At 59.3% G+C, this 21,939-nt stretch carries 18 protein-coding genes and 2 pseudogenes; 4 read left to right on the top strand and 16 right to left on the bottom strand.

Annotated features, from left to right (window positions below; all coding sequences use genetic code 11):
• Positions 1 to 132: 132 nt before the first annotated feature.
• Complete coding sequence (locus LJE98_RS16130; protein ID WP_229576241.1) at positions 133 to 939, top strand: VOC family protein; 807 nt, start codon at positions 133 to 135, stop codon at positions 937 to 939.
• 213 nt (positions 940 to 1,152) lie between these two features.
• Positions 1,153 to 1,306: pseudogene (locus LJE98_RS16125) on the top strand (IS5/IS1182 family transposase); the annotation flags it as partial.
• Between the two features lie 348 nt (positions 1,307 to 1,654).
• Here LJE98_RS16125 and LJE98_RS16120 read toward each other — a convergent pair.
• Entirely contained in the window at positions 1,655 to 2,530 is an 876-nt protein-coding gene (locus LJE98_RS16120; RefSeq protein WP_229576240.1) for a helix-turn-helix domain-containing protein, read from the bottom strand.
• Between the two features lie 172 nt (positions 2,531 to 2,702).
• On the opposite strand from LJE98_RS16120, the gene LJE98_RS16115 reads away from it, so the two are divergent.
• Positions 2,703 to 4,427, top strand: a complete 1,725-nt coding sequence (locus tag LJE98_RS16115) for a thiamine pyrophosphate-requiring protein (RefSeq protein WP_229576239.1) — start codon at positions 2,703 to 2,705, stop codon at positions 4,425 to 4,427.
• 31 nt (positions 4,428 to 4,458) lie between these two features.
• Entirely contained in the window at positions 4,459 to 4,992 is a 534-nt protein-coding gene (locus LJE98_RS16110) for a 2,4'-dihydroxyacetophenone dioxygenase family protein (RefSeq protein WP_229576238.1), read from the top strand.
• A 6-nt stretch (positions 4,993 to 4,998) separates the two neighbouring features.
• On the opposite strand, the gene LJE98_RS16105 is transcribed toward LJE98_RS16110, so the two are convergent.
• From LJE98_RS16105 to LJE98_RS16035, 15 genes and pseudogenes are all read right to left on the bottom strand, one after another.
• Entirely contained in the window at positions 4,999 to 5,757 is a 759-nt protein-coding gene (locus LJE98_RS16105; protein WP_229576237.1) for an SDR family NAD(P)-dependent oxidoreductase, read from the bottom strand.
• Positions 5,758 to 5,768: 11 nt separating this feature from the next.
• Entirely contained in the window at positions 5,769 to 7,220 is a 1,452-nt protein-coding gene (locus LJE98_RS16100) for an aldehyde dehydrogenase (RefSeq protein WP_229576236.1), read from the bottom strand.
• A 20-nt stretch (positions 7,221 to 7,240) separates the two neighbouring features.
• Entirely contained in the window at positions 7,241 to 7,954 is a 714-nt protein-coding gene (locus LJE98_RS16095) for an ABC transporter ATP-binding protein (RefSeq protein WP_229576235.1), read from the bottom strand.
• Positions 7,947 to 8,675: an ABC transporter ATP-binding protein gene (locus LJE98_RS16090; protein ID WP_229576234.1), complete on the bottom strand. Its 729-nt coding sequence runs from the start codon at positions 8,673 to 8,675 to the stop codon at positions 7,947 to 7,949. The genes LJE98_RS16095 and LJE98_RS16090 overlap by 8 nt, the downstream gene beginning before the upstream one ends.
• On the bottom strand, positions 8,672 to 9,628 hold the full coding sequence (locus tag LJE98_RS16085; protein ID WP_229576233.1) for a branched-chain amino acid ABC transporter permease: 957 nt from the start codon (positions 9,626 to 9,628) through the stop codon (positions 8,672 to 8,674). The genes LJE98_RS16090 and LJE98_RS16085 overlap by 4 nt, the downstream gene beginning before the upstream one ends.
• Positions 9,625 to 10,494 (bottom strand): branched-chain amino acid ABC transporter permease, encoded by an 870-nt coding sequence (locus LJE98_RS16080; RefSeq protein ID WP_229576232.1) that lies wholly within the window; start codon positions 10,492 to 10,494, stop codon positions 9,625 to 9,627. Before LJE98_RS16080 ends, LJE98_RS16085 begins: the two co-directional genes overlap by 4 nt.
• Positions 10,495 to 10,519: 25 nt before the next feature.
• On the bottom strand, positions 10,520 to 11,749 hold the full coding sequence (locus LJE98_RS16075; protein ID WP_229576231.1) for an amino acid ABC transporter substrate-binding protein: 1,230 nt from the start codon (positions 11,747 to 11,749) through the stop codon (positions 10,520 to 10,522).
• Between the two features lie 166 nt (positions 11,750 to 11,915).
• Positions 11,916 to 12,290: pseudogene (locus LJE98_RS16070) on the bottom strand (IS3 family transposase); the annotation flags it as partial.
• A 264-nt stretch (positions 12,291 to 12,554) separates the two neighbouring features.
• Positions 12,555 to 12,950 carry an SDR family NAD(P)-dependent oxidoreductase gene (locus LJE98_RS16065; RefSeq protein WP_229576230.1) on the bottom strand — a complete coding sequence of 132 codons (396 nt, stop codon included), beginning with the start codon at positions 12,948 to 12,950 and terminating at the stop codon, positions 12,555 to 12,557.
• A gap of 677 nt (positions 12,951 to 13,627) precedes the next feature.
• Positions 13,628 to 16,477, bottom strand: a complete 2,850-nt coding sequence (locus LJE98_RS16060) for a PAS domain S-box protein (protein WP_229576229.1) — start codon at positions 16,475 to 16,477, stop codon at positions 13,628 to 13,630.
• 403 nt (positions 16,478 to 16,880) lie between these two features.
• Positions 16,881 to 18,311, bottom strand: a complete 1,431-nt coding sequence (gene hydA, locus LJE98_RS16055; RefSeq protein ID WP_229576228.1) for a dihydropyrimidinase — start codon at positions 18,309 to 18,311, stop codon at positions 16,881 to 16,883.
• A gap of 27 nt (positions 18,312 to 18,338) precedes the next feature.
• Positions 18,339 to 19,610, bottom strand: coding sequence for a cysteine desulfurase-like protein (locus tag LJE98_RS16050; RefSeq protein ID WP_229576227.1), 1,272 nt, complete (start codon positions 19,608 to 19,610; stop codon positions 18,339 to 18,341).
• A 29-nt stretch (positions 19,611 to 19,639) separates the two neighbouring features.
• Positions 19,640 to 20,389, bottom strand: a complete 750-nt coding sequence (locus LJE98_RS16045; protein ID WP_229576226.1) for an amino acid ABC transporter ATP-binding protein — start codon at positions 20,387 to 20,389, stop codon at positions 19,640 to 19,642.
• Positions 20,389 to 21,060 (bottom strand): amino acid ABC transporter permease, encoded by a 672-nt coding sequence (locus LJE98_RS16040; RefSeq protein ID WP_229576225.1) that lies wholly within the window; start codon positions 21,058 to 21,060, stop codon positions 20,389 to 20,391. Before LJE98_RS16040 ends, LJE98_RS16045 begins: the two co-directional genes overlap by 1 nt.
• A 63-nt stretch (positions 21,061 to 21,123) precedes the next feature.
• Positions 21,124 to 21,918 carry an ABC transporter substrate-binding protein gene (locus LJE98_RS16035; RefSeq protein ID WP_229576224.1) on the bottom strand — a complete coding sequence of 265 codons (795 nt, stop codon included), beginning with the start codon at positions 21,916 to 21,918 and terminating at the stop codon, positions 21,124 to 21,126.
• Between the last annotated feature and the right edge of the window lie 21 nt (positions 21,919 to 21,939).

The following is a 21,939-nucleotide window of genomic DNA, read 5'->3' as shown; positions in this document are numbered from 1 at the left end:
CCCGGTTGCTCGCGCCGGGGCGCCCAATCTTCTGCAATAGGTCGCCATCCGATGCTCCAATCCGTGCCTCTCACCAACGCAAGACGTGCTCCGCAAAGTGACCGCCTTTCTTGGGGGGTGGTCGAACTTCAAGTGACCGACCTTGAATACTCGGTTGCCTTTTGGACGACTGCCCTGGGCTTGATCAAGCGCGACCATCAGGCTTCAGGTATCGCACTTGGTACGTCAGAAAAAACCCTTTTCATCCTGCACGCTGGCGCGACAAAACCTGTCGCAGCGCCGTATAGAGGCATGTACCACGTCGCGATTGGCGTGCGAAGCCAGATCGAGTTTTCCCGCATGCTTGCCCGCTTGATCCGCTTGAATGTGCAGGTCTGGCTGACGGATCACTTGATGGCAAAATCGATGTATTTCAAAGATCGTGACGGTCTGGAGATTGAGATCACCTATGAGACACCAGAACGGTTCAGCCATTTCGGCAACATGTCCAAGGGCCTCACTTTGTTCGATGGTGACGGCAACGCCCATTCCGGACGCGGACCACTGGACTTGAGGGCCGAGCTTACCCATGCGATGGGCGCAGATCCGATGGCGCCATTGGCAGACAACAGCTACCTCGCGCATCTGCACTTCAAAGTGGCTGCGCTTGAGCCCGCTTTGCACTGGTTCGAAACCCTTGGTTTCGAGCGTCACCTGACGCTGGATAACTGGGGTTTTGCTGACATGGGAGCGGGCGCGCCCAACACGCACCGTTTGGCCATGAATATCTGGGCCGGTCCCAATACCCCGCCTATGCCGCGAGATATGGCTGGGTTGGTGCACTATGAGTTGTTCACACACGACGAGACCATCGCCTCACCACATCTGCGCGAAGACAGGGATGCCTTGCGCGGAATCGACCCCTCGGGCGTCAAAGTCACGCTCCGCCGAGGTAAATAGGGGACGGTGACCATTGCGCCCAGCCGACCGCCCCGCACAGATGTTTTGCACTGGGTCGTCTTCCCGACCATCTCGGTGCAATGGCCTCTCAACGAGCCGATGAAACACACTATTGAGGCCATGCAGACGGGCGCCACGCTTGCTGAAAACGATATGACGATAGCCTGGGTTATTGGCTTTAGCTCGATGAGCTTTCTTGCTGAGACGACACCGCTGGTCCAGGCCGCCATCGGGAGCCACGTCGATTATTGGACGCGGACCAAGGGCGCGCTCATTCACCGCTCAAAAGACGCAAGTCGCAAACGGCTGCGCCGTCCTGTGTCGCATGCTGGCTTGCGCAAACCCGAAATCCCTCCGTCGCATCTAAACAAACGCATAAGGACGGGAATTCGTTCATTCATCGACCGATGACAACGCCTATACGCACCGCTCCCCTGCAGCGATCGGGTTCCACCGTTCCCCTCCAATCCCAGCTATTCGCCAAGCGGCACTTCTCCACGACAACCCGTGATGCGCCCACCCAAATTCACTGCAGGGAGTACACGGCCTTCAGGCGCCATTTCATCTTGATCAAATGCCCGCGAAGACGCGCACGCGGCTTCTCGAAATCAAATTCAAGCCCATGCTTTGCCTTCTCGGGTTCGGATCTTCTCTGTTCGCAAACTGTTCAGCGAACAAAGCAGCGATGCTTGCCATGCCTCGCTTGGCCTGGGCTCTATGGCCATGCCGCAAATGATTTGCCCTGACGTTGGTCCTGAGACGCGAAGATCCGCCGCTTCCGGTTCGGCGAGCGACCGGTGTGGCGCTTGTAAAAACGACTAAAATAGGCCGGGTCGCTGAATCCGAGTTCCTCGGCAATTTCCCGCACCTGAAGGCGGGAGTCATCCAGCAACGCGTCCGCCTCCAACAACAGCCGCTCGTGAATGAGATTTAGTGGCGAACGGCCAGTCGCACGTCTTAAAGTAGCATTGAGACGATCCGAGGTGACACCCACCTCATTTGCGTACCGTGCGATCGTCCAGTGATCCCTCAGATGCAGCTCTACCGCATGGAGGAAACGGTGCACGATCGTAGCGGGTAAAGCTGGGCTTTCCCGAGGAACCGGTCCAGATAGGCGCCAGGTCGCAATGAAGAACAGGGCTAGATGATGACGAACGCATTCCTGCGTTGCCGGCCAGTCTTGCCGTGCCTCATCAGCAATTGCCTCCAGTGTTTCTGAAAGCCTGCGAGCCTGACGCAGATCCATTTTGCAGAGTGTCATGGGACGACCGAGAGCCGCGCGGATCTGACCTGCCTCCGGTCCGACCGCAATTGCCCGCGCCAATCCTACTTCGGTCACCGTCAATGCCACCCCGCGACAACCGGCCTCGATAAGCAGGCGCGTGTCGCGTGTCGCTGGAAGCCAGATTAGACACGGCGCAGCAAATGGCAGCTCCGCCTCGCCGAGACGCACGCGACCACGACCGGCGAGAAGCACGCAACCGCGGTGGCGATCGTCACGAAACGTCCACTCGCCGCTGGTCAACTCGCTGCGTATCGCGGTCACCTCCGTGTCCGGCAACCTGTCTGCGCCTGATATTAGCTTGTCCATGGGTGTCCGCTCCTCCCAAAACCGACAGGCGGAAAAGTACAACTATTGCCGGAAATTGTCTATTCCAGTCATGTTTTTGGTGTCCTAGTCTCAATGTGTGAGCAGGCGCTGGAGGAGCGGTGGCTGGGACACCGGCCTAGAGAGCCGCGTCACCCTGATGGAGGAGACACTGATGGACCCGGAGACACCAAAGCCCCACACGTCAAGGCTGACCGCCGGTGCGGTGCTGCTCGCCCGCCTCAAGACCGTTGGCGTCGACTATATCTTTGCCAATTCCGGCACCGATTTTCCGCCCATCATCGAAGGACTGGCCGAGGCCGAGGCAAAGGGCATCGATCTTCCGCAAGCCCTGGTCATGCCACACGAGAATGCAGCCATGGGCATGGCGCATGGCTACTACCTGGCGACGGGTCGTTCGCAGGCAGTCATTGCGCACACCAATGTCGGTCTCGCCAACTGCGCCATTGGCGCCATCAATGCCGCCGTCGAGAACATTCCTGTTCTGCTCTTCTCGGGCCGGACTCCAACAATCGAAAAGGATCGCTTCGGCGCGAGAACCGTGCCGATTGGCTGGGGACAGGAGATGCGCGACCAGACGGCGCTGGTACGGGAAGCGTCGAAGTGGGACTACGAACTGCGCTTCCCCGAACAGGCGCTCGAAATTGTCGACCGTGCCCATGCGATCGCAAATTCGATGCCGCGCGGCCCGGTCTATCTCAGCCTACCCCGCGAGGTATTGTGCGAAACGACGCCGGCCGAAGGGCTCGAAATCCCCCCCCTTATGCAGCCGGCCATCGTACATCCCAGCTCCGCACAGATCGAGCAGGCAGCAGAGATACTTGCTGAGGCGGAAAATCCGGTAATTTTCGCCCAGCACGGGGCTGGAAGCGCTGAAGCTTTCGCCGCTCTGACCAAACTAGCCGATGAGTGGGGAATTGCGATCTGCCAATATTGGGCGCTGGCGCTCGCCGTGCCGACCGACCATCCGATGTCGGCAAGTTCCAATCCGGCGAAATTGATCGAGCGGGCGGACGCGATCCTGGTTCTAGACGCGCTGGCGCCCTGGTCCCCCGATGCGCATCGGCCCGCGCCTGGCTGCCGGATAATCCAGATGGGTCAGGACCCGTTGAAGACACGCATACCGGTGCGCAATTTTCGCTCCGACCTGACTGTGCAATGTGATGTGGCCGACGGCATCCTCATGCTGAAGGCCGCAATGGACCGGCGCCGCGACCGTCAGGACGGGAAGCGGGCCGAAAGGTGGGGGCGGGTTGCGGCGGAGAATGCCGAAAGCCGTCGTATAGTGCTTGCAGCTGCCGAGGCCGGCTGCGGCACCGCGATGTCGAAGGAATGGGTCAGTCTCTGCCTATCACGTGCCGTTTCCGGCCAGGATGCAACGATCCTCTCGGAGCTCGGCTGCCCGATGGCGCCTATGACACTGGCTCACCATCGCGCCTGGTACCAGGAGCCCCATGCCGGCGGCCTCGGCTGGTCCTTCCCGGCAGCGCTCGGCATGCAACTCGCCGACCGGGACCGCCTCATCGTCGCCACCATGGGTGACGGTTCCTACATGTTCGCCAACCCCGTCGCCTGCCACCAGATCGCCGAAGCTCTGGAACTTCCCGTGGTCCTGTTGATCGTCAACAACGGTGAATGGGGCGCGGTCCGCCAATCGGTCCTCGGCGTCTACCCGACCGGATACGCGGCGAAAACGAATTCCATGCCACTAACACAATTGTCCCCGGTGCCCGATTTTGTGAAAGTCGCTGAGGCGAGCCGTGCCTGGGCGTGCAGGGTATTAGATGGCGAAGATCTGCAGCAAGCCCTTCAGGAGGCATTCACCCACGTCCGCAAGAACCGGACTCTCGCGTTGCTCGACGTTCGTGTCCGGCCCTGACTCCCCGTAAATGCAAGAACAGGAGATCAATTTGCCCGAAACAGAAACTACGGAATTCTGGCGCGATCTGAAGCCAATCACGAAGGTCTTTCAGCCGGATGCATTGCCGGAAGTCTATTTGAGCAATGCGCCGACGGACGACGACCGCTACTATGTGCCGTTCACTGAGACAGTCTCGTCGAGGCCCCTGTGGATCTCGCCGACGCAGAACAAATGGTGCGATATCTTGATGGCGAGGAAGGCCGGTCTCGTCAACCGTCACTATCACCCGCACGAAGTCTTTGCCTACACCATCTCAGGGAAATGGGGCTATCTGGAACACGACTGGACGGCGACGGCAGGTGATTTTGTCTACGAGACGCCCGGCGAGGGCCATACGCTCGTTGCCTATGAAAGCGAAGACCCCATGAAGGTTTTCTTTCAAGTCAAGGGGCCCCTGATCTGGCTCGACGAGGCCGGCGAGCCGGACGGCTTCTTCGATGTACACAACTATATCGCCCTGTGTCGCGCCCACTACGAGAAGGTCGGCATTGGCGCCGATTATGTCGAAAAACTCTTCCGGTAAGGATGATCAGACGCTCATGCCGCCATCGACCATGAGCGTCGTCCCGGTGACGAAACTGCTGTCGTCGCACGCAAGATAGAGCACGGATCGGGCAACTTCCTCGGCGCTGCCATGACGACCGAGCGGAATGAGTTCATTGAAGAAGGCCGTGCCGTCCCGGCCGATAGCGGCCCCCAACCCCTTTTCCACCGCCAACTGGAAGCCGTTGTCGATTGGGCCGGGATGGATGGTGTTGACCCGCACGCCGCGCGGCGCGAGTTCCTTGGCAAGACAACGCATCAACCCGACCTGCGCGTGTTTCGCGGTGATATAAGCGTAGACGCCCGCATCGCCCCGCATTGCGGCAACGCTCGACGTTATAACGATCGAGCTGCCAGCCTTCATGTGTGGGGAGGCATGTTTGGCAAAGAGATAGGCTCCGCGGACATGCACCGCCATGACGGCTTCGAAGACGTCGTCAGGATAGGTGGCTATCGGTTCGACGGTGCCGAAGTTGCCAGCGTTGCAGAACAGGACATCGATGCTGCCAAAGCGTGCGAGGCTGTGGCGGATGCATGCCTCCACGTCTGCGGACTGGCTCACGTCTGCGACGAACATCTCTGCACGATCGACAGGCAGCGTGGAGACGATGTGTCGCAGCGCAACACGATCACGGTCGACCAGCGTGACAGATGCACCCTGTTCAATGAAGAGCCGGGCAGCAGCGCTGCCCAGACTGCCTGCGCCCCCCGTTACGACGCAGATTTTTCCCTCGAGCTTTTGCAAGATCTTGATCCTCAGATCGGGTAGTGGATCGGACCGTCCTGGACTGTAATCCAGCGTAAATCCGTGAACTCGGCAATTCCCGCCTTGCCGCCGAAGCGGCCGTAGCCTGATTCCTTGACCCCACCGAACGGCATTTGGGCCTCGTCGTGAACGGTTGGACCGTTTACGTGGCAAATCCCCGACTCGATCCGGCGGGCGACAGCGATCGCGCGGTTGACATCACGACCAAATACTGCGGCGGAGAGGCCATATTCCGTGTCATTGGCGACGCGGACCGCCTCGTCGACCGATGCCACACGTACGATGGTCACCACAGGTCCAAAGGTTTCTTCCGAATAGATGCGCATCGACGGGGTAACCTTGTCGAGCACCGTCGCCTGAACGACGGTACCATCGATGGAGCCACCTGCGAGGAGTTCTGCCCCCTTGCCAACGGCATCTTTGACCAGCTGGCCGATCCGGTTTGCCGCGGTTGCATCGACAACGCTGCCGAGAGGCGTATCACCTCTCGTGGGATCCCCGGCCTTGAGCGTCTTCGCCTTTGTCGCCAGGGACTCTACGAAAGCGTCGGCGATCGTCTCGTCGACCACGATGCGTTCCGTTGACATACAGATTTGGCCCTGGTTCATATAGGCGCCGAAGGCTGCAGCGGCGACCGCGGCATCCAGATCCGCATCGTCGAGCACGACAAAGGGCGCTTTGCCGCCAAGCTCCAGCAGTGCCGGCTTCAGGTGGCGTGCAGCAGCCTCGGCGATGATGCGCCCGACGCGGGTCGAGCCGGTAAAATTGACCCGGCGCACGGCCGGTTGGGCAATCAAGGCTTCGACGATTACAGCCGCATCGTCCGGCGCATTGGAAATCGCATTCAGCACGCCCTTCGGCAGTCCGGCTTCGTTGAGGCAGTCGATGATCAGGCGATGAGTGCGTGGGCAGATCTCTGACGTTTTCATCACCACCGTGTTCCCGCAAGCGAGTGGCGTCGCCAGCGACCGGACCCCGAGGATGATCGGGGCATTCCAGGGCGCCATCGACATCACCACGCCGGCTGGCTGGCGGATTGCCATGGCCAGGGAACCGGGCCTGTTGGAGGGTATAACTTCGCCATTGATCTGCGTGGTCAAGGCCGCTGCCTCGCGCAACATGTCGGAAGCCAGCACCACATTGAATTGCGCCCAGCCTGCCGTGGCACCGATCTCGGCCCGCATGGCCTCGACGAATTGCGGCGCCTTGGCGGTCAGAATGTCGGCGGCCTTCGACAAGATAGTCCGTCGCTCGCGCGGCGAGGAACGCGACCAGGCTGGGAAGGCCGCGGCGGCGGCATCGACGGCGGCAATCGCATCATCGACGGTCGCCGCTGCAGCGCGCGTCGCCACATTTCCGGAGATCGGGTTATGGCGTTCGAAGGTTGCCCCGCTCGAGGCATCTGTCTCCTCGCTGCCAATCATCAATCCAAGGGTGTCCATGCTTGTCTCCATCGTCAGACCTATTGTGTCGCTCCAAGGAATGCCTGCTGAACCGCGGGGTCGTTTGCCAGATGCAAGGCCGCGCCCTCGCCCACGATCTGTCCGGCTTCGATCAGATAGCCTCTGTCGGCAATCGAGAGGCTCAACCGCACATTCTGCTCAACGATCAGAAGTCCAACGCCCGACCGTCGAACCGCCGGGAGAACCCCGAACAATTCCTCCACCAAGACAGGAGCAAGTCCGAGACTAGGCTCGTCGAGCATGAGAAGCCGGGGAGCAGACATCAAGGCGCGACCGATCGCAACCATCTGCTGCTCCCCGCCGGACATTGTCCCGACGACTTGCCGGCGGCGCTCCGCAAGCCGCGGGAAGAGCTGAAATACGCGCTCCAGATTTTCCCGCTCGCCGCTGCGTGCACGCCTGGCGTAGGCTCCCAGAGAAAGGTTCTCGGCAACGCTCAAATCGGGGAAGACGCCCCGTCCTTCCGGAACCAGGGCAACACCTTTCTCGAGCACCTGATGGGCAGGCAAACCGATTAGAGATTGACCGGAAAAGCTCAGGGAGGATCCTGGCCTGGCCGGCACAATTCCGGCAATCGCCTTCAGCAAAGTCGACTTACCGGCGCCATTGGCACCCAGCATGACGACGATTTCCGCCTCACCCATCGCCAGAGACACCCCCTGCAGCGCCTCGTGTTTCCCGTAATTGACGGCAAAGTCACGTATCTCAAGCATGGCTGTTTCCCAAGTAGGCCCGCACCACTTCCGGGTCCTGCAAGACGGTCGAAGTTTCCCCCTCCGCAATCTTGTCGCCTGCACTCATGACGATGCACCGGCTGCAAAGCGCCCTTACCGCCTCCATCACATGTTCGACCAGCAGGATGCTGATGCCAGAAGTCCGCAGCTTTGCGATGAGTTCAATGCCTGTCCGCAATTCGGTCGGATTGAGGCCGGCAAGCCACTCGTCCAGCAGCAGCAGTTTCGGTCGCGCGGCGATCGCTCTCGCGATTTCGATTCGCTTCTGGTCGATGTAGGTCAGTTGTTCCGGCTGTTCGCTGCCACGTCCTCCGAGGCCTACGGCGACAAGGATTTCCTCGGCTACTTCACCGGCTTTTGCACCGTGAAGCGGCTCTGCACCGAAGGCGAGGGCGCAGGTCACATTCTCTTCGACAGTCAGAGACGGAAGGATCCGCACAAGCTGGAACGTCCGCGCCACTCCCGTCCGCGCCACGCGATGAGGCGCAAGCCCCCCGATCTCGGCTCCGAGTAAATTGATCTTACCTGCGCTCGGTCGCAAATTGCCCGAAATCATGTTGAGCACTGTCGTCTTTCCAGAACCGTTTGGACCGAGCAGTCCGACCACCTGCCCCTCGTCAATCCCGAAGGAGACACCGTTGACTGCGGTCAGCCCGCCAAAGCGCTTCACCAGTCCAGAGATTTCAAGGATAGTACTCATGACCGAACCTCCTCTGCCGTCACCGACGGTGCAGAATTGGCCTTTCTATGGCGGCGAAGTAGTCCTTCGGCAGCACTCACGACGCCCTTCGGCAGGGCGAAGACGATCAGAATGAACAGGAGGCCAATCAAGATCGAATAGTGGTTGGGGAAGTTCGCAGACAGCCATTCGAACAGGAGAAACAGAGGAATAGCACCGACGACCGGCCCCCAAGTGCGGGTTGCGCCTCCCAGAAGTGCCATGATCAGCGTGAGGAAGGAGACCTGCGGATTGAACACGATGCCCGGCTCAACATAGGTCCAGCGTGGCGCCTGGATGGCGCCGACCAGCGTTATCACGACGGAACTGATCGCGAATAGCGCGAGCTTGGTACGAGCAATATCTATGCCTATATGCGAGGCAACGACTTCGTCATCCGCCATAACACGAAGTGCCAGACCAAGACGCGAGCGTCCGATCCACCAGGTGATTGCAAGGGTCCCGGCGCAGAGTGCCAGCAGTTGCCAGTAGATATGCTCCGGCCCGAGGGGCAAGAAGATATAGCGGCCCAAGGTCCCGGTGATCGTCGTCTCGTACCAGGTCACCAGCTGGCGGACGAGTTCCGCCAGCCCGAAGGTGAAGATCACGAAGTAAACGCCTGCAAGACGCAAGGTCGCAAGGCCAACCACAAGGGCGACGATCAGCCCAATGAACGCTGCGGTCAGAAGCACGAGCGGGTAGGGCAGGGTCTCGCTTAGAACCGCAACGGTATAGGCGCCGATACCGAAGAAGGCTGCGGTGGCAAGCGAGACATAGCCGGTACGGCCGGAGAACAGTCCCCAGGCAGAGGCCAGGGTAATGTAGCCGGTCATCCCCAGAAGCAGGCCGAGCGTGTAGCCGCTGACGATAAAGGGTGCTCCCGCCATCGCCGCAAGGACGGCTGCTGCCAAGATCCATCCAAACAACGGCTTCATCGGCGTGCCCTTCCAAATAGGCCCGAAGGCCGCCATAAGAGGATGGCGAGAAAGATGATATAGACCGAAGCAAGTGTCAGGCCCGGGCTGACATAGGTGGCCACGAGCGTTTCAACGAGACCCAGGATCAACCCGGCGCTCAAGGCACCAGCAATGTTGCCTACTCCTCCCATGATCACCACTATCAAGGCCTTCATCGTGAAGATCACGCCGGATGAGGCGGTGAAGGTCTGGTACATAGAGATCACGACGCCGCCGCAGGCCGCCAGTGTTCCGCCCAGTGCAAAGGCGAAGCGCGCCGCCCGGTCGCCATCGATGCCGACCAGCGGCGCGGAAGCCGGAGCAACGGCGACCGCCCGCAAGGCGGTACCCCAGCGAGTGAACGTCAGAAAGAGATAGAGCCCACCACCCAGCACTACCGCAAGCATCAGAGCAAACAAACGGTTTGCGGCAACGTTGGTGCCGAGGATGTCGATACCATAGTTCATGAAACTGTAGCTGATGTAGTTGCCGCCGAAGCAGACCAGTAGGATACCCTGGATGACGAACAAGAGGCCGAAGGTTGCCAGAATCGAATCGACCTCCAGTGCGGCGCCCTTCGACCGGCGCACCAGCCGTCGGAGCATGATCCCGTAGATCATCCAGCCGAAGGCAAACCCCGCAGGCGCTACAATCATGAGACCGATGATCGGGTTTATGCCGAGGCCCGTGTGCAAGAGATAGGCGGCGAAGGCGCCGGCGATTATGGTTTCGCCATAGGCGAGATTCATGATGCGGGAAATCCCGTACTGGATCGTCAGGCCCATCGCGACCAGAGCATAGGTCCCTCCGAGCACGAGACCGGCAATCACGGCAGAAAGCAACATCGTCTTCTCCTCCGCCACCGAATCCTTACTGCGATTGCCAGGGCGCCTTGGGCAGAATCGCCTTGGCTGCTCCCTCGCGATCAACCGGAGCAACTGCGATGAACTCCCCATTCTGCCACTGACCGCCGAACCAAAGCTTGCGAAGCTGATTGTCTTCGAGTTTCACCTCGCCCAGCGTAGTGTCGAATGTGCCGGTGGAAAGCTCCTCCGCGACCGCGTCTTTGTCGAGGCCGCGACGCTTGATGGCTTCCTGCAGCATTTGCAGACTGGCATACGTCACCACCGAGCCCCAGAGATCGGGTGCCTGTCCCGTGACCTCCTCGTGGCGCTTGCGGTAGGCCATGTTGGCCTCGTTTGCGGGATCGATGCCGCCGAGACTCATTATGCCTTCAGCATTCTTTCCGTTGTTCTTTCCGTAGATCGGGAAACCGGTACCGACACCAAGGTAGAGAACCTTTGGGTTGAAGGCCGCGACCTGGGCTTGCTGCGTGAGGGCAAAAGTTTCCGGCGGGTAAGAGAAGGCAATGAAGGTGTCCGCCCCCTTCGTGGCCGCCTCGGCGAGGATCGGCGTGAAGTCGGTGGTGCCGACGGGATAGGTCACATCATAGACCACCTGCAAACCGGCGTCAGCAAATGACGAGCGAGCCGCGGTCACCAGATCAATCCCGAAACCATCGGCGACAGAGATCAGGGCGATCTGCTTGTTGATCTTGCCTTCTCCAGCAGCTTGCGTCAGCAGTCCGGCCAGAGCCTCGGTATAGTCGTGACCGCCACCGAGCATCCAGTAGCTCTTCTTCCAGCGCTGGACAAATTCGGGGGCCTTGTCGGTGACGGCCGAAACCGCGAGCTGCGGATAGCCGAAACGATCGAATAGAGGCGCAACGGCAAGGTTGAAGCCGGTGCCCCACGGCGGGAGAATGAAGTCCACCCGGTCTTGATTGGCGAGACGCTCCACCGCTCGCACCACTTCCTCGGCGGAGGAGCGGTCGTCATATTCTATCACCTCAATCGGAAGTCGCTTGCCATCCGGCATTTCTAGGCCGCCGGCGTCGTTTACCTCCTTCACCCAGAGGTGGTAGTTCGGCAACGTCGTAATGCCGGCCCCACCGGCATTCGGGCCTGTCTTCGAGATTGCGTAGCCGATCTTGACGGCACTCCTTTCCTGCGCAAAGCCCGGCGTGGCGGCCATGGCTGCGCAGATGGCTGCAGATAGTCCAATATAGCGCAGGACACGCCTGCGGTTTACAGTCGTCATCTGATTTCCTCCCGGTAGGGACGGCTCCTCTTCCGTCCGGTTCTCCAGATAGTGCTGGTCATCCCGCACGATCTGGATCATTGAAGGCTAGGGCTTGCACGGACAGAGCTGAATAGACGAATTGAGGGAAGAATTGCACTTTTGACGGCATAACGTCATTCTGCTGCGGCTTGCCACGTCCTTCGATGATCCGGTCCAACTCACGAGCAACCCGAAAGGCCCAAGTGCGATGTATCGGCGACGAGGCCCAGGCATGCCCTGCTGCGATCAACGATCGTCAGCACCCGCAACTTGCGGCCATCGGTGAGTTGATCCGACACGAAGTCCAGCGACCAGAGATCATTGGCCGTCATCGGGACCAGCATCGGCCACGTGTGCCGATCGCTCGTTTCCGGCCGCCTCGCTTGCTGACCGTCAACTTCTCCTCCAGATGGAGCTGGAAGAGCTTCTTGTAGTTCAAACGGTGCCCTTCGCGTTTGAGCAGCAGATGGATGCGTTTATGGCCAAAGCGATGGCGTTCATGCGCCAATGCTTTCTCCCGAGCTATGCCAACGGTATTTTGCTTCTCGGCGAGAAATTTCAGGAATGACCAGCATAAAGCCTGCACGGGGCCATGCCCCAGGCCCCGAATTATGAGGCGTGTCTCTTTCGTTTCAAGGAGTCCCCGAGGCAATCGACTAAGCGACTTTTCGCCCTCACGACCCGTTCGGGCCGAACTCGACGACATCGCCCGATGCTCGGATGTCTGTTCTCGCCTTTCGGCACCCTTGCCCCGGACTGTTCCTCATGCCCCCAGATTGACCACTCAGAAGGGGCTAAGCTCTGAGGCCCCCGCTGCGGGGCAACGTGGCGGAATAGCATGATCTGCCGGGAGGTCGCGCGAACATCGAGGCGGACTGCCGCCGATGTCGGGTTCACCTCGCCTCAATAATCGCCTTGCAACGGCACCATGCAGGCTGCCGAAGTTCTGAAGAGCCAGCTCTGTCAGCATGGCAAGATAAGATTCATCGAGCACATCACCTGAGCGCCAGACTACTCGGCCACCGCTTTGAGCAATATCCTCGGCCACCGAGCGGAGTTCCTCAGTCCGTCTGGCCGCCAACACGACGTTCGCGCCCTCAGAAGCAAATAATCTAGCGGCAGCTGCTCCAATGCCGCTGCTCGCTCCCGTGATGATGATTGTCTTGTTCGTCAGTGCCATCTTTTTCTCCTGTTACGATGCAGGAATGGCTACTGCGCCTTACCCTTTGCTGCCACCCGCTTCCTGTCGATGGGCAGTCTGCGAATGCCAACAGTGATCTGTTTTACGCACGTCGCGTCAGGAGTTGAGAGGGTGTCCGAGGCATACCGCATTGTCTATGCTTTTTTCGCTTGCCGCCTGAATTCAGTCAAAGCGGAAAGCGCGACATTAGGTCGCCGAGCGCTCTTTAGCAGTTATTCCTCCCCGGGCACCCCAACACCGGACAGTCTTCCCCGCGCTAAAACGGTCATCCCCGTAGGGTCAGGCTCTTTGCCACATCTGTGAAGCCGTGCACCTGTCAAAGGGTCGGTTCACAGGCCCGAAGTTCATTTCTCTTCAAGACTTCCAAGTTTACAAGCCTCCGCGCAATCAGGCCCCCGCAACCAATAAAAAGCGAAAATCCTCCCAAGCTAAGTATTTGCGTAACATCTCATCGATGTAAGCCTCGATGAGCTTGTTCTTTTTAGCATCCGTGTCGATCTCACCGGATGCCATACGCGTTGCCCTGGGACCAAACTTTGGACCGCCGGAAGCTGACGCCAATATGTTCAAGGTCCCGAAGACCGCGACCCAATAGCTGCGCGCAGTCGAATGCGACCCGTCTGAGATCACTCGCTCTGCCCCCTTTGGCATACTGATCAATCAGTATTGGCACCCGAGAGGCTTTTGGCCAAAGCTGTAAAATCATAGGGTTTTGAAAGCCATTTTGCTCCGCTGAGGTCCGGAGGTATATTGACCGATTTGCCGGTCGCAAAGATGACAAGCACATTCGCATTGGCTTGTTTTGCGACCCGCGCGACATCAAATCCTGAGCCATCGGGAAGCGTCAGGTCTGCGATTAGCACATCAATCGCGCTATCTTGCAAGAGTCTGTTGGCTTCGCGGGTTGTACCAGCTTCAATCACGGTCAGATTGAGCTCAGCCAGCATGTCTGCGGTGCTCATGCGAATTAATGGTTCATCCTCAAGGAGCAGAACCGTTCGTGGTCTCGCCATTGGCTTTCTACCCGTTTCGGTAGTGGACGGGACTTTCCTGCGATCGAGAACCTGCCGGATCTTCCGCGAGAGATCCTCGCGACTATAGGGTTTGCTGAGAAGCTCTACGCCCGGGTCAAGCCGTCCTGCGTGGACGATGGCGTTCTGTGTGTAGCCCGAGGTGTAGAGCACAGCCGCGTTCGGTAAGCGTTGAATGAAGAGGTCTGCCAGCTCAGTACTGCGCAAGACACCGGGCATCACCACATCCGTGAACAGCAGATCGATTTCAGCGCCAGACTCAATCACGGCCAAGGCGCTGTCGGCGTTCTTCGATTTGAGCACGCGGTAGCCGAGATCGGATAGCATCTCAGCTGCCGTCTCTCTCACTCCAAGATCATCCTCGACCAAAAGGATGGTCTCAGTACCCGCGACTGCCTCTAAGGTGCTTTGCACCACCATTGCCTCGTCTTGCCGGGTGCGTGGCAGATATATCCTCACCGTTGTTCCATGGTCCACTTCGCTGTAGATTTTTACATGTCCGCCGGACTGCTTTACGAAGCCGTAGACCATACTCAGTCCCAGGCCGGTTCCCTGGCCTTCGGGCTTCGTCGTGTAGAACGGCTCGAACACGTGCTCCATTTTGTCTGGCGCAATACCGCAGCCGTTATCCGTGACTGCGATCATCACATACTGCCCCGCGGTCACGTCGACGTGCTGGGCAGCATAAGCGTCGTCAAGGGAAGCGTTCCCAACCTCTATGGTCAGCTTCCCATGTCCATCCATGGCATCGCGTCCGTTGATAGCAAGGTTCAGCACGGCATTTTCGACTTGGGTCGGGTCAGCCAGGCAATTCCACAAGCCACCCGCTGTGACCGTCTCGATCTCGACACCATCCCCCAAAACCCGCTGAAGCATGTCGTCTAGTTCCCGCATGAGGCGGGCAAGATTGATGGGCTTCGGTTCGAGAGGTTGCCGGCGGCCGAATGCAAGAAGCTGCGAGGCAAGTTTCGCACCTCTGACAACCGCAGTCAGTGCGTTTCGTGCACGTGCTTCCGCTTTTTCGTTGCCGGCAACGTCTCGCGCCAGAAATTCAAGGTTGCCTCTGACTACCTGAAGCAGATTGTTGAAGTCGTGTGCGACGCCGCCCGTAAGCTTACCGATTGCTTCCATCTTCTGCGCTTGCAAGAGCTGAAGCTCAATCTTGCTCCGCGCTTCAATTGCCTCGGCTACGCGTTTCTGCAGAGCGTCGTTGAAGGAGTGAAGTGCTTCTCGTGCACGAAGCTCTTCCGTGATCTCACGCGCTTCAATGACAGTCCCAATGGCTATGCCTTCGTCATCCCGAATTGGTGAGGCGGTGAATGCGACCGGGTAGAACCTGCCGTCTTTATGGATAAACGTTTCCTCTCCCTGTACCTGGTTTTCCTCGGGGAAAGCTCTGTCGATGGGGCAATCCTCCAAAGGGAAATGCCGGCCGTCGGGGTGGGTGTGATGGATGACGTCGTGAAGGGGCCGCCCCTTAACTTCCTCAAGTTTATAGCCGGTGAGGTGCTCAGCAGCAGAATTCATGAACACACAATGCTGTCGGCTATCCATCATGAATATCGCCATCATCGTGTTGTTGATGATGGCGTTTAATCGTTGCGTGGTAAGGCCGAGCTCTCGAGCCGCTTGGTTGCGGGCTGTAATGTCCTCGATAGCTGCATAGAAGACCTTGTCGAGGTCACCAAGAAGCTGAAGTCGGACCGACACATCATAGCGGGTCCCGTCCTTCCGTCGATGGCGCGTCTCAAATTGCAGCACGCGTTCGCTCCCATCGCGAAGTGGAGCGACCATATTGATAAAAGCTTCTTTGCTAAGGTCTGGCTTCAAGTCCCAAGGTGTCAGCCGACGGAGCTCATCCATCGTGTAGCCGAGGTTTTCTCGTGCGCCGCGGTTCACCAGCTCGAAGCAATAGGTCTCGGCATTGAACAGATAGACTTCGCTGACGGAATCTTCGACCACTCTGCCCAGTCGCTCATTTACTGAGGTGCTACGAACGCGCTCGATCTCAGCGGCTGCACGTCCTGCAAAGATTTCCAAGACATCTGCCGCAAGTTGGGTGTTTTCGATTGGCTCATCGTGAAGGACAGCGATCAGGCCAACCACCTGGCCGTTGATCGCCCGCAGTGGCGTCCCAACATAGCTTTCCGCCCCCATTTTCTGCAGAATCTTATCGCGCGGGAATAGCTGCACGACATCGCTCGCGTAAGCGCATGTTCCCTGCTCCACGATTTTCGAGCACGGAGTGTGCGCGAGGTCGTAAGCAAAATTCTCCGCTGGTCCATTGTCCCAGAATGCGAGGGTGTGGGCCTTCTGCGCATCATGCTGATCCACAACACACAGCAGCACCCAACGGACTGACAATGACTCGGCGATCGCGCCGACCATCAGGGGGAAGAGCTGCTCTCCCACCACTCTCCCGCACTCAACCAGCTTCGCAGCCGCGACGGATTTCCGAAGATCGACTTGTTCCACGCACATCGCCCTTACAATTGCCCCGAACACGAACGTGTGACGGCGACATTGGTTCCCGCCCGGGAAAAATTGTACTGAGATTATCCGAGGAGCAAATCGTTTATGCCTAATTGGATATGTTCGCCGATGATAGGATAAGGCTTTGGGTGCCACCATGCGGGGGGAGCATGCGGCGGAAACCGTCAGGCAAAAAGTATGCTGCAGATGATCGTTGCTCGGGTTGGGGGGCAGCTTTCCAAGATGCAACAGGGGGCAAGGTCATTCAAACTCGATATCTGCCGAGTTGTTGACGATCTGGACCAGCGCCCTTGCATCGATCCAAGTCATTCGTGCCCGCGCACGAGCGACTTCTACAGCGCGCTGATTTCTTGCAATCGAGCCCAAGAAAGGGCTGCCAGCTGATTTATGGGTGCCTTGTTGCGTCCAAACTGGCGGCCTTGATCAGGCTCGACCGCTTGCGGCTTTGATAGTGGCCGTGTCGGGCATCCACGAGCGAGCCGCGTTCCATGACAGTCTTGCCGCGAACGAAGAGACGCACGGGCCAGCCCGTCACCTCCAGGCCCTCATAGGGTGTGTAATCGGCACCGTGCTGGAGGATGTCGTTGGTCAGTGTAACCCGCTGCGTCGGATCCCAGAGCGCTATGTCCGCATCGGAACCGATCGCAATCGTGCCCTTTTGCGGATACATGCCATAGAGCTTCGCGTGGTTGGTCGAGGTCACCGCGACGAAACGGTTGATGTCGATCCGGCCTTTCATTACCCCTTCGGAGAACAGGATCGGCAGGCGGGTCGAGACGCCCGGAATGCCGTTCGGGATCCAGCGGAAATGCCGCTTTCCCTTCTCGTTCAGCTTGCCTTCCGGATCGTCGAAGCGGAAGGGGCAGTGGTCGGAGGAGAACAGGTCGAAGACGCCCTGCTCGATCCCTTCCCAGCAAGCGTCCTGACTTGCCTTGTCGCGCGGTGGCGGCGAGCAGACGAATTTCGCGCCATCCAGCCCTTCGAGATCGAGGTCGTCTGCCGTCAGCATCAAATATTGCGGGCATGTTTCGCCAGCGATTTTCTGGCCCCGCTGGCGGGCGCGGCGGATTTCTTCCATGGCCTCGCGGTTCGAGACATGCACGATGACGATGGGCACGTCGACGATTTCGGCGAGCGACAATGCGCGATGGGTTGCCTCCCGTTCGGCTGCGACGGGTCGGGTCGTGGCGTGGTACTTCGGCGCGAACTTGCCTTCATCCTCGTGCCGTCCGATCAGGTAGCGGATGGCGTCCTCGTTCTCGCAGTGAACCATGACTAGCGCGCCGGTTCGTCTTGCCGTGTCGAGCGTGGCGAGGATCTCGTCGTCGCGCAGGCGAAGTCCCTCATAGGTCATGAAGACCTTGAGCGAGGTGTAGCCGTCCTCGACCAGGGCTGGCAGTTCCTGGCCGAGCACTTCGGCCGTCGGATCGGTGATCACGAGGTGGAAGGAAACGTCGACGTGGCATTTTCCCTCGGCCTTGGCATGGTAGATCTTCAGCGCTTCACGCAGGGACTGACCCTTTTCCTGCATGCAGAAGGCCAAGACCGTGCTGTTGCCGCCAATGGCGGCTGACTGCGTGCCGCTGTCGAAATCGTCGGCCATGACAATGCCGTCGCCGGAGGGCTGGTCGAGATGCACATGGCTGTCGATGCCGCCGGGAAGCACGAAAAGGCCGGTGGCGTCGATGACTTCTTCGGCATCCGTGATGTTTGCGGCGAGTGCGGCAATACGGCCATCCTTGATGCCGACGTCGCTGACGAAGGTATCGCTCGCCGTTACCACCGTTCCGTTGCGGATCACCGTATCGAAGCGCATCTCATAAAATCCCTTTCGTTGCAGCCGTCAGCTTGCCCTTGCCAGGCCCACGTCCCCAGCGAGGATGCGGTCAAGGGCAGCTGTAAAACGGTCGACCTCCTCAATCGTGTTGTAATGCACCATCGAGACGCGCAGCATGCCGCCGTGGTCGGTGAGGCCAAGATATTCGGCAAGCCGGCGGGAGTGGAAGTCGCCGAAACGCATGGCGATCTTCTCTGCATCCATGGCCTTGCAAAGATCGCCTGCCTCGCGACCATCGAAACGGAACGCGACCGTCGGCACGCGCTGGCTCTCGCGGTTTACGGACTGGCCAACGATCATGCAGTCATTGCGGGAACGCAGATAGGTCAGCAGCCGTTCGGTGAGCGCGTCTTCCTGGGCCGTGATGGCGGCATAACCGGCCTCGATCTTCTGGCGGGCCGATCCTGTCTCCCCGGCCCGTTCTCCCAGAGAGACGAGATAATCGAGGATCCCGCAGGTCGAATAGGCAAGCTCATAGTTCGGATTTCCCGGCTCCAGTTTTCCGGGGACTTTGTCGTAGCCGTAGAAGTAGTGATAGAGCGGGTCGAGTGCGAGCAGGAGATCGTATTTGCCGTACATCAGCGCGTAGTGCGGGCCGTAGGTCTTGTAGAGGCTGAAGACATAATAATCGACGTCCAAGGCCTCAACGTCGACGGCGCGGTGCGGGGCATAGGCGACGGCATCGACGCAAATCTTTGCACCTCTGGCATGGACGAAATCGGCGATCTCACGGATCGGGTTGATCGAGCCCAGGAGGTTCGAGCAGTGGGTGACGCAGACGAGCTTGGTCCGCTCGGTCATCAGCGGCGCAAGGTCCGCGAGGTCGAGCGTCAAGGTTTCCTTGTTGAGGGGCCAGACTTTGAGCACCACACCACGTTCCTGCAGCCTATCCCAGGGACCAATGTTTGACTCGTGATCCGCTATGGTGATGACGATCTCGTCGCCGGCTGACAATTGGCTGTGCATGGCCTTGGCCAGATTCTGCAGCAACGCGGTGGTGGAGTTGCCGAAGACGATCTCTTCCGGGCGGCCTGCATTGACGAGATGCATGGCGGCAGTGCGCGCTTCGTGAAGCGCTGCGGCTGCGGCTTGCGAGACTTCGTAGGACCCACCGATCTGGACGTTCTTTTCGAACAGGAACGTGTTGATGCGTTCGACGGCACCCTTGAGGATCTGCGATCCCCCGGCATTGTCGAAGAAAGTCCAGCCGCGGGCAAGTCCCGGGAACTGGCTGCGCACGTAGTCGAGATCGAGCGTCTTGGTTGAACTGTTTGCCATGGCGGTGTGTCCTCCGGTCTTGTTCTTGTTCAGTGATTGAGGACTGCGCGCAGGAAGCCGCGCGTCCGCTCATGTTTCGGGGTGTCGAAGATCTCTTCGGGAGGCCCGCTCTCGACCAGCCGTCCGCCATCCATGAAGATCACGCGGTCGGCAACCTGGCGGGCAAAGCCCATCTCGTGTGTCACGACGACCATAGTGACACCTGATCCGGCGAGCTTGCGCATGACGTCGAGCACTTCGCCGACCATTTCCGGATCGAGCGCCGAGGTTGGCTCGTCGAAAAGCAGCACGCGCGGCTCCATGGCCAGCGCTCGGGCGATCGCCACACGTTGCTGCTGGCCGCCGGAGAGATGGCCCGGATATTTCTCTGCCTGCTCCGATATGCCGACGCGGGACAGCAATTCGCGCGCCTTGCGTTCTGCTTCCGCTTTCCCCGTGCCACGGACCCGCATCGGGGCGAGCATGACATTCTTCAGCACCGTCATGTGCGGGAAGAGGTTGAAGGACTGGAAGACCATCCCGACCTCGGCGCGCACCTTCGCAAGGGCAGGGCCGGGTTCGACGCGGATGCCGTCGACGGTGATGCGGCTTTCAGGTGCGAAGGCTTCGAGATGGTTGATGCAACGAATGAGCGTAGATTTGCCGGAGCCGGATGGGCCGATGACGCAGACGACTTCGCCTTCGGCAATGTCGAGGTCGATATCGTGCAGCACGGTGAAGGTGCCATAGGCCTTGGTCAGGCCGCGGACGGAGATGAGGGGCGTGTTCGTCTCAGTCATCAGCGTTTCCCCCGGCTGAAATGTTTCTCGAGTCGTGAGACGACGGCGACCATCGGCCAAAGCAGGGCGATGTAGATAAGCGCCGCGCCGATCAGCGGCGTCGGATTGGCGGCGAGCGCCTGCGCCTGGGTCGCCTGCTTCAGAAGGTCGGGCATGGCGACGACGGAGGCGAGAGCCGTGTCCTTCATCACGTTGATGCAGTTATTGGTGAGCGGCGGAATGACGATGCGGATCGCCTGCGGAAGGATTACGTCGACCATCGTATGACGGTTGGATAAGCCGAGTGCCGCCGAGGCCTCGAACTGGCCATGGGGGATGGCCTCGATACCGGCACGAAAAATCTCCGCCGTGTAGGCTGCCGAGACGAGCGACAATGCGGTTACGGCAGACAGGAATGGCGAAAGCCGAATGCCGACAAAGGGGAGCGCGTAATAGACAACGATCAGCAGCACCAGCAGCGGGATCGAGCGGAAGATGTCGATATAGATGCGGATGAGGAACTTGAAGAAAGCCGGTGCGTAAAGGCGTGCTACCGCCAGAAAGAGACCACCGGCGAGACCGACGAGAATGCTCGTGATGCCGATTTGCAAGGTCACAACCAGACCCCAGAGCAGGGCCGGAAGGCTGTTCAGCAGGACGTCGACGTTGAAGAAGGTATTGATGAGTGTCATGCCGTTTCGGCTCCCATGGCAGGCCGGCGGAACGAGACCGTTCCACCGGTTGCGTTTCGAGCGTTACATGGCCTTGGGCATGTCGAGTACGGTAACTGTCGAGGTGGTGTCCTCGGCCTTGGCACCGAACCAGGTCTCATGCAGTTGGGCGATGAAGCCCTCTTGCTTAAGTGTGGTGATGACGGTGTTCACTTCGGCTGCGAGCGGATCATCCTTGTTGAACATGATCGAGTATTTCTCGCCCGTCGGGATGCGTTCAACGACCTTCAGTTCCGGCTTGTCCTTGACGTAGTAGAGAAGGGCCGGAATGTCGGAAATGTAGCCGTCGATGCGGCCGGCAACCAGGTCGAGCATCGCGGGCTGAAGACCTTCGAAGCGGCGAATTTCGCCGAGCTTGTACTCGCCCTTGTTGGCATCGGCCCACATGTCGCCGGTCGAGCCGGTATCCACGCCGACGACTTTGTCGCCCATGTCTGCCAGGCCGGTGATGCCCGAGGCGGCCGTTACCGTAAGCGACTGGTCGCTGTCATAATATGGCTGGGCGAACGAAACGGATTCCAGCCGCTTTTCGGTGATGGTGATCGACGAGATCGCCATGTTGATGCGGCCGGACTGGACAGCCGGGAAGAGGCCGTTGAATGGCGTGTTGACGAATTCGACTGTCTTGCCGAGGCGTTTTGCGATTTCGTTGACGAGGTCGACCTCGAAACCGGTGACCTTGCCACTGGCGTCTTCAAATTCCCACGGCACATTGCCGATATTCGCGCCGACCGTCAGGTCTGCTGCGTGCACCGAGCTGCCGAAGGTGGCCAGCAGGCCTGCCACCAGTGTTGCCTTGACTATGGATGAACGTGTCATGAGAGTTCCCCTTGTTTTTTG

Source organism: Rhizobium sp. 'Codium 1', from assembly GCF_020889605.1.
In the GTDB taxonomy this organism is placed as follows: Bacteria; Pseudomonadota; Alphaproteobacteria; order Rhizobiales; family Rhizobiaceae; genus Allorhizobium; species Allorhizobium algae.
The sequence above is the reverse complement of the archived record's forward strand: the minus strand, read 5'-3'. Positions and strand labels throughout refer to the sequence as shown.

Excerpts from the sequence above, each read along its gene's own strand:
- LJE98_RS16120 (WP_229576240.1), bottom strand. The coding sequence starts at position 2,530 with ATGGACAAGCTAATATCAGGCGCAGACAGGTTGCCGGACACGGAGGTG.
- LJE98_RS16115 (WP_229576239.1), top strand. The coding sequence starts at position 2,703 with ATGGACCCGGAGACACCAAAGCCCCACACGTCAAGGCTGACCGCCGGT.
- LJE98_RS16100 (WP_229576236.1), bottom strand. The coding sequence starts at position 7,220 with ATGGACACCCTTGGATTGATGATTGGCAGCGAGGAGACAGATGCCTCG.
- LJE98_RS16095 (WP_229576235.1), bottom strand. The coding sequence starts at position 7,954 with ATGCTTGAGATACGTGACTTTGCCGTCAATTACGGGAAACACGAGGCG.
- LJE98_RS16090 (WP_229576234.1), bottom strand. The coding sequence starts at position 8,675 with ATGAGTACTATCCTTGAAATCTCTGGACTGGTGAAGCGCTTTGGCGGG.
- LJE98_RS16085 (WP_229576233.1), bottom strand. The coding sequence starts at position 9,628 with ATGAAGCCGTTGTTTGGATGGATCTTGGCAGCAGCCGTCCTTGCGGCG.
- LJE98_RS16080 (WP_229576232.1), bottom strand. The coding sequence starts at position 10,494 with ATGTTGCTTTCTGCCGTGATTGCCGGTCTCGTGCTCGGAGGGACCTAT.
- LJE98_RS16075 (WP_229576231.1), bottom strand. The coding sequence starts at position 11,749 with ATGACGACTGTAAACCGCAGGCGTGTCCTGCGCTATATTGGACTATCT.
- LJE98_RS16065 (WP_229576230.1), bottom strand. The coding sequence starts at position 12,950 with ATGGCACTGACGAACAAGACAATCATCATCACGGGAGCGAGCAGCGGC.
- hydA (WP_229576228.1), bottom strand. The coding sequence starts at position 18,311 with ATGCGCTTCGATACGGTGATCCGCAACGGAACGGTGGTAACGGCGAGC.
- LJE98_RS16050 (WP_229576227.1), bottom strand. The coding sequence starts at position 19,610 with ATGGCAAACAGTTCAACCAAGACGCTCGATCTCGACTACGTGCGCAGC.
- LJE98_RS16045 (WP_229576226.1), bottom strand. The coding sequence starts at position 20,389 with ATGACTGAGACGAACACGCCCCTCATCTCCGTCCGCGGCCTGACCAAG.
- LJE98_RS16040 (WP_229576225.1), bottom strand. The coding sequence starts at position 21,060 with ATGACACTCATCAATACCTTCTTCAACGTCGACGTCCTGCTGAACAGC.
- LJE98_RS16035 (WP_229576224.1), bottom strand. The coding sequence starts at position 21,918 with ATGACACGTTCATCCATAGTCAAGGCAACACTGGTGGCAGGCCTGCTG.